The organism is Streptomyces sp. NBC_01341 (assembly GCF_035946055.1).
Taxonomy (GTDB): domain Bacteria; phylum Actinomycetota; class Actinomycetes; order Streptomycetales; family Streptomycetaceae; genus Streptomyces.
Genome location: NZ_CP108364.1, coordinates 5,200,085 through 5,214,197, shown reverse-complemented (window position 1 = coordinate 5,214,197; position 14,113 = coordinate 5,200,085). Strand labels below are relative to the sequence as shown.

10 protein-coding genes are annotated in these 14,113 nt (G+C 71.1%); 5 read left to right on the top strand and 5 right to left on the bottom strand.

All coding sequences use genetic code 11. The features are described 5' to 3' along the window. Positions 1-45 precede the first annotated feature (45 nt). From OG206_RS22880 to OG206_RS22865, 4 genes are all read left to right on the top strand, one after another. Positions 46-819 (top strand): DUF4097 family beta strand repeat-containing protein, encoded by a 774-nt coding sequence (locus tag OG206_RS22880; RefSeq protein ID WP_327119024.1) that lies wholly within the window; start codon positions 46-48, stop codon positions 817-819. A gap of 70 nt (positions 820-889) precedes the next feature. Beyond that, a complete protein-coding gene (locus OG206_RS22875; protein ID WP_327119022.1) occupies positions 890-2,257 on the top strand; it encodes a hypothetical protein in 1,368 nt (455 codons plus the stop codon). Positions 2,258-2,433: 176 nt separating this feature from the next. Next, positions 2,434-3,006, top strand: coding sequence for a DUF4383 domain-containing protein (locus OG206_RS22870; RefSeq protein WP_327119020.1), 573 nt, complete (start codon positions 2,434-2,436; stop codon positions 3,004-3,006). A 9-nt stretch (positions 3,007-3,015) separates the two neighbouring features. After that, positions 3,016-3,240 carry an FmdB family zinc ribbon protein gene (locus tag OG206_RS22865; RefSeq protein ID WP_327119018.1) on the top strand — a complete coding sequence of 75 codons (225 nt, stop codon included), beginning with the start codon at positions 3,016-3,018 and terminating at the stop codon, positions 3,238-3,240. A gap of 103 nt (positions 3,241-3,343) precedes the next feature. Here the strand turns inward: OG206_RS22865 and OG206_RS22860 are convergent, their stop codons facing one another. The 4 genes from OG206_RS22860 to OG206_RS22845 form a co-directional block, all read right to left on the bottom strand. Next, positions 3,344-7,567 carry an OTU domain-containing protein gene (locus tag OG206_RS22860; protein WP_327119016.1) on the bottom strand — a complete coding sequence of 1,408 codons (4,224 nt, stop codon included), beginning with the start codon at positions 7,565-7,567 and terminating at the stop codon, positions 3,344-3,346. A gap of 101 nt (positions 7,568-7,668) precedes the next feature. Continuing rightward, positions 7,669-8,502 carry an HAD family hydrolase gene (locus OG206_RS22855; protein ID WP_327122367.1) on the bottom strand — a complete coding sequence of 278 codons (834 nt, stop codon included), beginning with the start codon at positions 8,500-8,502 and terminating at the stop codon, positions 7,669-7,671. A 5-nt stretch (positions 8,503-8,507) separates the two neighbouring features. After that, the gene (locus OG206_RS22850; protein WP_327119014.1) at positions 8,508-11,012 is read right to left on the bottom strand and encodes a phosphoribosyltransferase; all 2,505 of its coding nucleotides are present in this window, start codon (positions 11,010-11,012) and stop codon (positions 8,508-8,510) included. A gap of 8 nt (positions 11,013-11,020) precedes the next feature. Next, the gene (locus OG206_RS22845) at positions 11,021-12,181 is read right to left on the bottom strand and encodes an HpcH/HpaI aldolase/citrate lyase family protein (RefSeq protein WP_327119012.1); all 1,161 of its coding nucleotides are present in this window, start codon (positions 12,179-12,181) and stop codon (positions 11,021-11,023) included. Between the two features lie 210 nt (positions 12,182-12,391). Between OG206_RS22845 and OG206_RS22840 the strand changes: the two genes are divergently transcribed. After that, entirely contained in the window at positions 12,392-13,264 is an 873-nt protein-coding gene (locus tag OG206_RS22840) for a TerD family protein (protein WP_327119010.1), read from the top strand. Between the two features lie 33 nt (positions 13,265-13,297). Here the strand turns inward: OG206_RS22840 and OG206_RS22835 are convergent, their stop codons facing one another. Next, positions 13,298-14,032, bottom strand: coding sequence for a TerD family protein (locus OG206_RS22835; protein WP_327122366.1), 735 nt, complete (start codon positions 14,030-14,032; stop codon positions 13,298-13,300). Positions 14,033-14,113 lie beyond the last annotated feature (81 nt).

Sequence of the window (14,113 nt, the reverse complement as noted above, 5' to 3'; positions counted from 1 at the left end):
CATACGGTGGAGCCACATCGGCAGCGCTCTCAGGGGGACTCGATCATGACCATCCGTACACGGCGTACCAAGGCTCTCGTGGCCGTCGGCGGGGCCGCACTTCTTGTCACCGCGCTCAGCGGCTGCGGCAGTACGGACGCGGAGGGTGCGCCGGCCGAGCACAAGTCCTTCGCCTTCGACGGGAAGAATCTCACCATCGACGCCTCCAACTCGACCCTGGAGCTCGTGCCCGCCGATGTGGACCGGATCGAGGTGACCCGCCGCGTCGACGGGTGGGTCTTCCTGGGCAGCGGTCCCGACCCCGTGTGGAAGCTCGAGGGGGACAGGCTGACGCTCCGCGTGAAGTGCAGCGCGATGATCAGCAACTGCGAGGCGCGGCACGAGGTCAAGGTGCCGCGCGGGGTGTCCCTCTCCGTCGAGGGCGACAACGGTGAGGTCACGGCGGCCGGCTTCACGACCCGGCTGAAGATCTCCGCCGACAACGGTGGTATCGACGTGCGCGACGCCTCCGGGCCGCTGGAGCTGCAGAGCGACAACGGGTCCGTGGTGGCCGAGCGGGTCTCGGGGGGCTCTGTGGTCGCACACGCGGACAACGGGTCGATCCAGCTCGGGTTCTCCTCCGTGCCGGATCTCGTGGACACCGTCAGTGACAACGGGAGCATCGACATCGACCTCCCCGGAGGGACGGAGGCGTACGCGGTGTCCGCCCGTGCCGACAACGGTGCCGTCTCCGTGAAGGTGCCCCGCAGCGACAGCAGCCGGCATGTGGTGAAGGCGCGCAGCGACAACGGTGAAGTCACCGTCCGAAGCGCGAACTAACCGGCCCGTGTGTTCGTCCTTACTGGTGCGAGAATGAACCGGGCGGGGCGAATCGGCACGGGAGAGGGATGTGACGGCGACACACACGCGGCCGCAGGCGAATGCGAGTGTTGGTCCCGCCGTGAGGGACGTCCTGACGCTGGTGCTTCTGCCGGTGCCGCTGATCGCCTCGGCCCTGCTGGGAGCTTTCGCCGGCGGGGGGACCCGGCGCTGGTTCGGGGGCCGCGGGGAGAATCAGCGGGCCGACGCCCAGGCGGCGAAGGACGCGGCGGCCTCCGCGTTCTACGAGCTCGACACCGCCCAGCGGGATCTGCAGATCTCGATCGAGACGATCACCGCCGTCGACAGTTCGCCCCGCGCCCGCAAGGTGGCGGAGGATTTCGCGGCCCTGGGGCGCCGGATCGACGAGGTCAGCCACATCTACATCACCGCTGTGGACGCGCACGACCTCGACCGGGACGATCTGGAGCCCTCGGCCGCAGCCGGGGCCAGGACCCAGCTGGCCCGGGCCAAGGACGAGCTGGTGCGGGTGAAGGGCGAGCTCGACCGGTTCGCCGAAGGGCTCGGGACGCTGCTCAACAGCGCGGAGACCCAGCTGGCGCGTCTGGCTCCGGCGGTGGAGCGGGCCCGGCAGGCGTTGCTCGCCGCGAGTAACGCTCTGGATGCCGTGCGCGCCTCAGGACTGCGTGCGGATGATCTTGCCGCCCGCTTGGCGGCCCTCGCCCCGGAGCTGACCAAGCTCAATCAGGGTGCCGGGCGGCACGGCGTCGCCGAAACGCTTCAGCGCGCGGACCGGGTGCTGCGCGATGCCGAGGCGGTGCGCGCGGAAGCCGACCGCCTCCCGGAGCACGCCGCGGAGATCGACCGCAGACTCGTGTCTCTGCGCACCCGCGCCCAGGCGTTGACGACCCGCTCCGGGCAGGTCGAGCCGGTGCTCAGCGAGCTCCGGAGGCGCTTCTCCGCAGCCTGCTGGCAGGACCTGCAGCCGGTTCCCGAGCAGGCGGCGGTCAACGTCCGGCAGGCGGAGGCGAAGCTGGCCGAGGCCGCCGAGGCACGTTCCGAGCAGCGTTGGGCGGATGCGACGTCCCGGCTCAGCACGGTCCGGGCGTTGCTCAACACGACGGACGAGGCCGTGTCCGCCGCGGGTGACCGGTTGCGGCGGCTCGACGCGGTGGCGAAGAATCCCCAGGCCGAGATCGACCGCACCCGGTTCGCCCTGCGGGACGCCCAGCGCCTGGCCATGACCGGGCGCAACACGCCGGATCCGCGCCATGCCCGTCCGCTGGACGATGCCGTGGCCCGGCTGGAGCGGGCGACCACCGGTCTGGAGGGGCGTCATCCCGACTACTGGCACTTCCTGACCGAGACCGAGTCGGTACGGCAGACGGCGGCCAGGGTGGTCTCCGCGATCCGCGAGGAGCTGGGCGGCGGCGCCTGACCGCGCCTCCTCCGGGACCGTTTCTTCGAGCCGACGACGCCTTTCCCGTGCCTGCGCTCGGCACCGCTCGCGACCGTCCGATTTGTCCCCGGCGGCGGGTGGGCCGACCCTGGAAGTACGCAGCGGCTCCCGCTGAACGCGTTCCGGTGGCCGCACGCGGCCTGAAGGAGGCCGTCATGGCCGCACACGTCCTGCACTCCGCCGGCCGGCGCCGCAAGGCCATCCGGCTGGACGAGCACCTGCCCGTCGATCATCGGCTCAGCCGGTTCTACCGGGTGGGTGCCGGGCTCATGGGCCTTGTGCTCGTCGTCTTCGGCATCCTGGGTCTCATCGACCGTATCGGCTACTTCGACACCGGCGGGGACACGGTGGCCGGGCTCAACACGAACGGCACACTGAGCATCCTGTCCATCTGTATCGGGCTGCTGCTCTTCTTCGGGATGGTCATCGGCGGGAACTTCGCCTCGACCCTCAACATGGTCGTGGGCATCGCCTTCGTCCTGAGCGGTTTCGTGAATCTGGCGCTGCTGGACACGGATGCGAACTTCCTGGCCTTCGAGATGCAGAACGTGATCTTCAGCTTCATCGTCGGGCTGCTGCTGATGACGTTCGGCATGTACGGAAGAGTCACTGGCGGGCTGCCCCACGACAATCCGTACTGGCGGGCCCGGCACCCCGAGCAGGCCACGATGGAGCAGCGTCGCCGCCGCACTCCGATGCCTGAGGTGACGAACGGCCCGAGGCTCTAATCTGGGGCCATGCCTCGTTACGAGTACCGCTGCCGCCCCTGCGGCGACACGTTCGAAGTCAGCCGTCCGATGGCCGAATCCTCCGCTCCGGCCTCCTGCCCCGCCGGGCACGACGACACCGTGAAGCTGCTCTCCGCCGTCGCCGTGGGGGGCTCCACCGCTTCCGGTGCTCCCGCCCCGTCGGGCGGAGGCGGTGGAGGCGGCGGGTGCTGCGGCGGCGGCTGTTGCGGCTGACCCACCGGGGATCGCGGGGCACGGGCGCGTGTCCTCCGGTCGCGACGACCTGCCCCGCTCGGCTCAACCGGTCCCGAAGATCACGTCGTTGTCCCGGACCACTTCATCGGGGCCGCCTGCCGAGAACGGTCGACAGGTCCACGCCCACGTTCAGATCGCAGAATCCGGTCTTCGTCCCGCTGCCCTGTGGTGACCCTGCCTCCAACAGTGCGCGGGCAGCCGGGCCTGTCAGCTGGCCGTGGTGGTCGATGTCGATCGAGGCGAACAGGCCATCAGCGGGCTGGGGAACCGGCAGCGGTCCGAAGTCGTGGGTGAACCACTGGACAGTGCCTCCCAGGTTGATCGCCCACACCGGACCGTCCGCGCTCGTACCGAACACCAGTGACCGCGACCCCATCCCCTTCAGGATGCCCGCCAGCGCCTCGACCTCGACGTCGACCGGCCGGTCCCAGGTGCGCACCGCGAGACGGACATCCTCGTTCAAGCTCGCGAGCAGGTCTCCCACGTCCTCCGCGAGGGACGAGGCACGCGCGACCTCCTCCACGGCGGGCGGATCCGCTTCGGGTTCCGGATGGACGACAGGCGCGGACAGTTCGTGCACCGGCTCGGGCACACCGGCGACCGCCTCCTGCCGACCATCCACATCCGTCGGCGTCGGCCGGGACTCCGTCCCGGAGGACGGCTCAGCAGCGGCCGTGCCGCCCCCGACTCGCACCCCCGGGCCGGCCACCTGACCGTCCAGCGAGGGAGGAGCGTCCAGGAACGCCTTCAGCGTCGGTCCGTCATTCGGCGCGGACACCGCGGAGACGGCCTCCTCGACGGCCAGGGCCTCCACGCCCCGGGTTTCCTCGGCCGCGATTGCCTCCGCATCCACGATGCGTGGAGTGCTGATGCGGACCTCTACCGCCGGTGCGTCCGGCACCGTAGGAGCGGCATCCCTCCCGGCCGATGCCCCCTCGGGTACGAGCGGGAGGCGAACGGCCGGGCCGGTGGCTCCGCCGAGCGGAAGAACATGGATGGCCCGGCCGTCGGTGAGGACGGAATGCGTGGCTTCGGTACCGGTGCCGCCCAGGCTGTCCGTGAGGGCGTCCCAGTTGTCCACCCGCCCGATCCATCCGCTGTCGCCCCGCAGGACCACGCCGTCAGCGAGATGGAGGAAGTCGTCGCCGTAGGCCATCCAGTCGTTCGCTGACAAATGAACTGTCCCGTCGCCGTCGCCGAACCGGATGTCGCCGGCGTCGCTCACGTCATAGCCGAACAGGGCATGGAGCCGGTGCGGATCCGAGACGTGGAAGCGCGTCCACGAAAGGGGCTGGGACAGAGCTTGTTTCCCGTCCTTCGTGGAGAGCGCGCCCTGCCCTGCCGTATGGTCGGCCCCCACCACAGCAGCCGGATCTGCCAGGATCACGCCCGCGCTGCCCGTACGCGGCAGCCCTACGGTCACGCGGGCGCCCAGCGGCACTCGCACCGATTCCTGTTGTCCGGAACCGGACGACTGATCGCCGATGCCCGCCGGACGGGTGCCGCCGGGCAGGCGTGTCACCCTGCCGAACTGCAGAATGTCCACGATGTCACGCGCCGCCCGACGTGGATCGGGCGAACGCAACTCGGACGGAATCCGTGCGTAGGCGCCTGCTATGACGCGTTCCGAGATGGCCGTCGACGCACCGCGCTCACGCAGTACGTCCAGCACGTGGGCACGGATGCCGGAGGCGTACAGGATCGGACGCGGCTCGTCAGCGGGCGGCTGCGTGACAGGTGCGGTCTCAGCGGATGCCGAGGGGCCGGGCACAGCCTCTGCCTGAGTCCGGCTGAGGACACCCCAGCTCTCCAGATACCTTCTCGTCCGCGGGTCGATGTTCACGCGCTTCACACGAACCGCGTTCACCCAGGAACCCAGCTTCGTGCCCAGATCCTCTCCGCGGTACTCGCGGATCTCCGTCCGCGTGATGGCCGTACCGCCGGTACTCACATACTCCGCGGCAGCCAGGGCCCGCAGCCGCTCGCTCGGCTTCACCCCCTCCAGCGCCTCCGGCCCCAGGGGCTCCCCGCGGGGCGGCTCCGGGCGGACCGGCACGGCCTGCTCATCCACCTCCGCGCCTGCGATGACCCCGAGGCCCCGCAGGAATGCTCTCGTGCGGGCATCAATGGAGTACCCCGCACGGATGTTCTTGATCCAGGTACCGAGCTCCGCGGTCCACCCCCGCCCTTCGATGTTCCGCCGAACCTTCGAGCCGGTGATCCCCCGGACCTTGCCCGTGCTCTCGACGTACTCCTTTGCGGCCAGTGCCAGCAACCGCTCGCTCAGGTTCACCCCTTCGAGTGTCTCCGCCGACGGCGGCTGCGGCAGATCCGGGCGTGCCTTCGTTCCGCCGTCGGGCTTCACGACGCCCAGACTCTCCAAGAACTCCCTGGTCCCTGCAGCGACCGGCGGGCGCCCCCGGCGGACCATCTCGACCCATGAGCCGAGGGCCCTCCCCAGGTCTCGTCCGTCGGCGAGCCGGGTCATCTTCGACTGGGTGATGCCCTTGACACTGCCGTTGTTGTTCCGGACGTACTCGGCGGCAGCCAGGGCGCGCACGGCTTCGAGGGCAGGCACCCCGTCGAGCAGTCCCACACGCGGCTGCGACGCCTGCGGCTGGGGCAGCTGAGGCTGAGGCACTTGCGGCTGCGGCTGCGGCTGCGGTGGCCGGTGCGCCTGCACCTGCAGCTGGTCGTGATAGCGCTGGCGAAGACGGAGCAGGTCCATCGCGTCCAGCACGATGCCGCCGTACATCGCCTGAATACGCCGGAGGACGCCGCCCACCGTCTCGTCGACACCGCGGGCGAGGTTGGCGCCGCGTTCCGCCCGCAGCACGGCGAACAGGTGCGCCTCCTGCTCCGGCTGCAGATTCTGGGTCCCTGAGCGCCTGAAGTCGTAGGGAATGCGCTCCGACTCCCCGTGCCACGGGTGCCGGGCCCGGTCACCCAGCTTCCACAAGCTCTCCTGAAGACGGTCGTCCACATCGATCACGGTGTGCTCACGCACGGGTCGGCGCGGCTGGGTCCGGGGCGTGAGGGCCCGCTCCGCCGCCTGCGCCGCGTCGACCGTCATCCGATCGTCCTGGTCGAAATCGAACGCAGGCCCCGCATGATCGATCTGCATGCCGCCGCCGTAGGCCGTACTCGCGCGGGACACATCGCTGAACAGACTGCCCGCACGCTCGTACCCCCCGGCCGCGGGGGCTGACCGGGATGTGGACCGTGAGGCCCGGCCGGTGTACGACCCGGCCGACGATTGCCCGCGCTCCCGGCCCGGCGCCGTCGTCTCCCTGAGCACCGGAGCGTCCCCGGGCACGGCCGCCGCCCAGTGCTGCCAGCCCTCCCCGGGGTTGAACCGGACCAGCGACACTCTGCGCCGGCCCGCCCCGTACTCCTCCCAGTCCTCCGCGTCACGGCCCGTCTCGAACGGGAAGTACTCCAGGGTGACGTCGTGCGCCCACGTCAGCAGATACGGGAAGGCGTCCCCGTGATCGCTGTCCCAGTGCCCAGGAGTCCGCACGGCGCGGACCAGCTCGAAACGCGCGCCCAGCGTCTGCATCCCCAGATCGGCCCATATGTCCAGCGGCTGGTGGATGACCCCTTCCAGTCGACTGGCAAGGTGCTGCCGCAGCCAGCCGGACGTCCTCAACCGTCCGTATTCGTCCCGCAGTTCAGCCGCGACGACGAACGCGCTGAACAGACAGTCGCCGTCCCCCTCGACGTTGACCAGCCGCTGGCCCACCGTGGCGACGCTGTGGGCCGCCTCCGCCATGCCCGGCGACACCGCGTCGACCGACACGCCCTGGCCGTGCCCCGGAGCCCACACCCAGCCGGGCGCCTGAACCACCGGCGCGCCCCCACGCCCCGGGTACCGGGTCCCGCCCAGCACCTGGCTGGACAGCAACGCCGCCTGGTCCACCACCGAGCGCACCCGGTCCGCGGGGGTGAGCACGGCGTAGGCCCTCTTGACCGCCTCGTCCATGTCACCGAGCTCACGGGGAATTCGCCGCCGGGTGGCATCCAGCACCGCACCCGCGATCTCTCCGTCGCGCTCCTCGAACGCCTCCCACGCCGCGATCACCGACTCGGCGCCATCGACCGGCACCGGCGCGGCGGGGGCGGCCTTCCGGGCCTGTTCCAGCAGCTCGTCGAGGAGATCCCGGTAGACCGTCTTGAATTCCTCGCGGGCCGCCTGGACCAGCGCCTCCTTCTCCGGGCCGTGAACCCCCGCCCCGAGCAGCCGCTGCGAGAGCCAGTCGTCGACCGGGAGACAGGTCTCTTGATAACCGAAGGCAGGGGTGGTCACGTCATTCCCGTCTCACGAGCTACGAAGTACACCACCAGGCTATTCGATGCTTGCGTCGTCAACTTCTCCTGTTCGCCGGGGAAGGCCGGCCCCAGGTCCGCTCAGCGACCCGCCCGCACCGGGTCGGAGGCGCGCAGGAAACGGCGCAGGATCTCCTCCCCCGCGGCGGCACCCCGCTCCCTGAGCACTTCGGTGTTGGGCGCGCCCCAGCCGCTGTCGGCGAGTTCGCCGTGGCCCGGGCGCCAGGCCTGGTCGGCCGCGAGCAGCAGGTCGGCGTCCAGGAGCGAGTCACCGGCGGCGAGGGTCTTCACGGCGCCGCAGCGGCGTGCCACCTCGCGCATCGCGGCGCTCTTGGTGAGCGGCTTCGGTACGGCGTAGATCTTGCGGCCCTGGAGGGAGACGGTCCAGCCCTTGGGGTCGGCCCAGTCCGCCAGCTCCTTGACCCAGCCCTCGGGCAGCGCGCCGCGGTCGACGACGAGGTAGGCGAAGAGGTCTTCGGCGACGCGCTCCTTGAGCAGCCAGGAGGGGTCGCTCGTGGCCTGGAGGTGGGCGCGGACCTCGGCGAGTGAGGCGCATTCGTCGGTGAGCCGCCGGGTGACCCGCCCCTGCCATCCGGGGTCGGAGACGCCGTCGACCAGGAGGTGGCCGCCGTTGGCGCAGATGGCGTACCGGGGGGCGGGGCCGGGCAGGTGGATACGGGCGTACTGCTCCCGGGTCCGGGTGGTGGTCGGCACGAACACGGTGGTGCGGGCCAGTTCGCCGATCAGGGCGGCGGCCGTCTCCGTCATGTAGGAGAGGGGCGCCCGGCCGTAGACCTCCACGCAGAGGAGGCGCGGTGCGCGCTCGTCCGGCATGTCGAGCTGGAGCGCCGCCGCCGAGTAGATGAGTGTGCGGTCGAGGTCACTGGCGACGAGCGTGACGGGCGTGTCCGGGATGTCGGTCACTTCGCCGTCACCGCCGTGCCATCGGCGCCGGTCGCGCCGCGGGTGTACTTGGGGTGGATCAACCCGACGCAGGTGTAGGGGAGTTCGCCGACCTCCTCGACGGGGACACCGCGCTGTTCGGCGAGCAGGCGCACGTGGTCGAGGTCGGCGCCGGCGCCTCGCTTGGCGAGGATCTTCCACGGGACGCGGCGCAGCAGCACCCGGGTCGTCTCGCCGACGCCGGGCTTGACCAGGTTCACGTCGTGGATGCCGTACTCCTCGCTGATCCGCTCGACGGCGGCCCAGCCGTCCCAGGTGGGGGCGCGGTCCGCGCCGAGCATCTCCTTGGCCTCGGCGTCCACCGCGTCGGCGACCTCGTCGAAGCGGGCGACGACCTTGTCGACGAACAGGCCGGACACGTCGGAGTCCGCGAGTTCGCGGTAGAACTTCGCGCCGTGGAAGTCGTGCGGGCCGACCAGGTCGGAGCGCAGGACCGTGCGGGAGACGAGCCCGGAGACCGTGGAGTTCAGGCAGGCCGACGGGATGAGGAAGTCCTCGCGCGTGCCGTAGGTCCGGACGCAGCCGCCCGGGTCGGCCAGTACGGCGATGTCCGGGTTGAAGCCGCCGAACTCCTCCAGCGCTGCGGCGAGTTCACGGGTGATGGCGCCCTTGCCCGTCCAGCCGTCGACGAAGACGACGTCTGCCGGGTCGTGGTGGGCGGCCAGCCAGCGCAGGGCGTTGGCGTCGATGCCGCGGCCCCGGACGATGGAGACGGCGTAGTGCGGCAGGTCGAGTCCGTGCCGGTGGAGGGCCCATCGGCGCATCAGGACGCCGACGGGGGTGCCGGCCCGGGCGAGGGAGACGAGGACGGGGGTCCTGTCGCCCGAACCGGGCCGGGAGGAGGGGGATTCCGCGAGGACGGTCTCCGTGACCGTGCCGACGGCGCGGGCGATACGGGCCGCCGAGGCGTCCAGGGCGGCCTTGAACAGCTCCTGGTACTGCCGGGTGGGCTGGTACTCGACGGGCAGCGACTCGGCGTAGTGCGCGCCACCGCTCTGGATCGCCTCCTCGCGCTCCTCGGTCGGGGCCTCCAGAGCGGTGTCCGAGAGGTCCTGGAGCAGCCAGCCGACGTCTTCTGCCGCGTAGGAGGAGAAGGCGGGGCCCCGGAGGGGTTCGGGCAGCATGGCGGCTTCCTGCCTGTGGGGGGTCGGCGACGGGACGTACGAGGGGACCACCGCGAGCAGTACCCGGTCGGTGTGCGCGGCGAGCGTGGCCAGCAGTCCGCCGGGGGCGTGCAGGGCCTCGGTGTCCGCGGTGGAGTCGACGACGGCGACGACCGCGTCGAAGCCGCCGCCCGCGACGTTGTAGGCGTAGCGGTCGCCGGGGCCGTCGGCCGGATCGTCGTGGGCCGGGAAGACGAGGCGGCTGCGTATCGCGTAGCCGGGGTCGTCCACGGCGAGGACGGGCGAGCGGGTGGTGGTGGAGTAGCGCACGTCGGCGGTCGTGGCGTCCTCCAGTGCGGTGCCGAGCCGCAGCGGCGCGTACATCAGCTCCTCGAAGCCGAGGACGAGCACGTCGCGGGCGTCGCCGAGCGCGTCGGCGACGCGTCCGGCCATGGCGGGCAGTGCCGCCTCCAGGGCCGCGCGGTGGGCGGGGGTGAAGCCGTGGCGTCCGCCGTCGGGTACGCCGGCCGGCCAGTCGAGACCGACGCGCACGGGCTCGGTCCGCGGCGCGGGGGCCTCGCGCGGGGCCGGCTCGGTCTCGTGTTCGGCGACGAGGCTCCGGCCCTTCTCCAGGACACCGTCCGGGAGGAGCACGGTGCCGCGGGCGCGGGCGATCAGGTCGACGCGGGCGCCGATCTCGGCGGCGAACTCGGCGAGCCGCCCCTGGTCGGCCTCGGAACGCATGTCGACCAGCGCCACGATGACGTAGCGGTCCCGCGGGAACCGCGCGTGCAGGGCGCGGATGGTGTTGAGCACGGTGTTGCCGGTGGAGAACTCGTCGTCGACCAGGACCAGCGGCGCACCGTCCTCGGTGTTCCTGAGCAGGCCCGGGTTCTCGGGCAGCAGCAGGTGGGAGGTGGCGTGGGAGTGCGACTCCTCGAAGCCGCCGGCCGGCGCGACGCCGGCGACGGGCCGGCGCGTCGAGTGGAGGTACGGGGCGGTGCCGAGCCCGTCGGCCACGGCGTGCCCGAGTCCGGTCGCCGTCTCCGCGTAGCCGAGGACGACCGCCCGGCGGGCCTCGGCCTCGCCGAGCAGGTTCCTCACCCGTTCGCCCAGCTCGAAGCCGGCGCCGTAGACGACGGACGGCCGCTGGGGCACGTGCTTGCCCAGGATGTTCGACACGAGCAGATGGGCGCGCTTCGGGTTGCGGCGCAGGGCGAGGCCCAGCAGCTCCCGGAGTTCCCCGTCGCCGACGAGCTCGATCCCGAGCCGTTCCGCGACCCAGTTGCCCGACCACTCCACGTCCACTGCGTCTTCTTCCGGTATGTGCACGGCTTCTTCCGGTGTGTGCTCGGCCATGTCCGTGATCAGTCCGTCACGCCCGCGGCCAGGAGCTCCACGAACCCGACGTCCTCCCGGGCCACACCGAAGACCTCTGCCCGCTGCAGGGTCCGTTCCGCCCAGGCGCGGTGGGGTTTCACTTCGTTCATCTTGTTCGTGTAGGCGGAGCGCAGCACCCCGCCGCCGCCCCGTTCGGGCCGCAGGATGTCCTGGGCGTCGCTGTACTCCTCGTGGCTGACGACGGACAGCGCGTGCACGGGCAGCACGTGGGAGGGGTGGATGCACGTCTTGCCGAGCAGTCCGTTGGCGCGGTCCAGCTCGATCTCCCGCAGCAGCCCGTCGAGGTCGTGCTCGATCAGGGCGGTGCGCAGCTTCTCGGCCTGTCCCACGAAGGGGCTGCGGCGCAGCTGGGGTTTGAACATCCGCTCCTGGAGCCGGAAGTACTCCCACACGGGCCCGGTGATGGTGAAGCCGGTGCCGTCCGCCCTGCCCAGGACGTTGACGACGTCGCCGATGACCGCGCCGACGATCTGGACGTCGTACGCCGTCATGTCGGGCGCGCGGCGCAGCCCGTAGGCGGAGCAGAAGTCGGTGACGCCGAGCCGTAGCGCGAGGACCCGCTCCCGGTACTTGTCGACGGTGCGCGCGATTCCCCGGAGGGTCTCGCTCCGGGTCTCGAGGTGCAGCAGCTCCGGCGATTCGAGGACGGGCATGGCGAAGAGCCGGTGCCCACTGTCCGCCTCGGCCCCGGTGAGGGCTTCGAGGAACAGCTCGCCCCGCCCTTCCGTGAACTTCGGAAGTACGAATCCGGACAACAACCGGACGGAGCTGCCGAGCCGGCGGACGAGGTCGGAGATCTGCTGCGGCTCACGGACCCTGATGAAGAGCAGCGGCACGTCGACGGCCCGCTTCTCGAGGTCGGCGAACTGCCGGACGAGGTTGGCCTCGGCGCCCACCACTTCGGCGTCGTCGATGGAATCCTCCAGGCAGAGCACCATGGAGACGACGCCCCCGCTCACCTGTTTGATGACGTCGTCGGCGAGCCTGGGCCGCGTGGCCGGGCTGTAGAGAGTGGCTCCCAGGGCGGCGGACAACACCTGGGCCGAGGAGCCCGCGGTGAAAGCGCACGGCTCTCTGAAGAACAGGCCCTCTCGGACAGCGGGCGAGATATGCCCGAAATGACGCATGCGTTTCCCCCGTACTGCCTGATAGACCGGACATCGTATGGCCGGTAATAGTACGTTCGGACAGGTGTCGCCGGTTCCCCGCGCATATGAACTTCGGGTAACCCTGGTGTATCCCGTACCCGCCCGGCGCGCCATCGTGCCGCGTACCGGCATCGCCTGGCCTACTGGTTCGTACCCCCGCGTTGTCCGGGCACCCCACCAGCAGGCAGGATGACCGCCATGACGCACGCGATGCTGAAGGGCTCGAACGTCCCCCTCGACGCCATGGCCGTACGGGCCGTGCTGCACTGGACACCGGGCACGGGCGTGCCGGACGTGGACGCCTCCGCGCTTCTGCTCGGTTCCTCCGGTCGGGTGCGTTCCGACGAGGACTTCGTCTTCTACAACCAGCCGCGGCACCCTTCCGGCCTCGTGCGGCGGCTGCCCAAGCGCAGCTCGCCCGAGGGGCTCACGGACACCATCGAGGCGGACCTCTCCGCCCTCGACCCGTCCGTGGACCAGGTGGTCATCGCGGCGTCCTGCGACGAAGCCGCTTTCGAGAACGTGCGCGACCTGCGGATATCGCTGTACGACGCGGCATCGGCGGACGGTGAGCCGCTCGCGGTCTTCGACGTGCGGGCGGAGACCGGCGAGGAGACGGCCGTCATCTGCGGCGAGCTCTACCGGCGCGGCGAGGGCTGGAAGTTCCGTGCCGTGGGCCAGGGCTACCCCACGGGCCTCGTCGGACTGGCCACCGCGTTCGGCATCTCGGTGGACGAGGCCGAGGCGGCCGCAGAGCCGGGTCCCGGGAGCGACGCGTCCGCGTCCGGCCGGACCCTGCCGGAGACCGGCACGCCCGAGCCCGACAGTCAGGCCACGGTGCAGCATCAGCAGCCCGCCTACGGCTACCCGCAGCCGGCCGCCGCGCCCCAGGGCTCCTACGGATACCCGCAGCCCTCCACGGCGGCCCAGCCCGCGTACGGCTACCCGCAGCCCGCCGCCCAGCCGGCGTACGGCTACCCCCAGCCCGCCGCGGCCGCGGCACACGCGGCAGACCCGAATTTCGTGCTGCCCCCGCAGGGCCCGCAGTTCCTCCGGTCCTGAACCGGCGCCGCGGGTGCCCTCGACGGTGCGCACTCAGGCCCGCGTCTTGTAGCCGCGCCCCCACTGCATGCCGAAGCCGTACATGCGGTCCAGCTCCGACTGGAAGCCGTAGACGAACTTGACCTCGCGCCGCACGACCAGCTCACCCTTGGTGTTGTCCACGGTGAACACCGCGCAGGAGCGGGCCTGCGGGGCGCGCTCGTCCAGCTCGATCTCGATACGCGGGCCGTTGCCCGGGTAGAGCGTCACCTTGGCGTGCGTGCGGTCGAAGGCCGGGGTCTGGTCGTAGATGTAGACGAAGAACAGCAGGCGCTTGATCTCGTCGCGCTTGTCGAGGTTCACATAGACGGTCTCGCCCGACGGCGCCCCGAACCGGTCGTCCCCGCTGAGCCGGATGTACGGCGCCGAGTTCAGGTCACCGATGAGGTTGCCCAGCGGCTGCACCACACCCTTGGTGCCGTCCGCGAGTTCGTACATGCAGCCCAGGTCCAGGTCGACGTTGACCATGCCCTGGGTGTGGGCCTGGACCACGTCGGGCTTGAAGAGCTTCAGCGGGCGCAGCAGCCGGCCGCTCTGCCGCGACCTGCCCCCGATGTCCGAGGTACGCATGCGCCACGACAGGTTGACGCGCAGATTGCCCGACAGCGCGCCCTGCTTGGTCAGCGAGACCGTCGCGTTGCGCCGGGAGAGCACGATGGAGTTCGTCGCGGAGTTACCCGACTCGAACTGCGCCGCGCGTCCCGGAAACAAGCCGTCCCAGAAGGCCATCCCAACCCCCATGCATCCGTAGTACTTCCCGACCCCGCGCCCCTACGGGCCGGGCCGCCCCGCACATCACTGCGGGGCGGC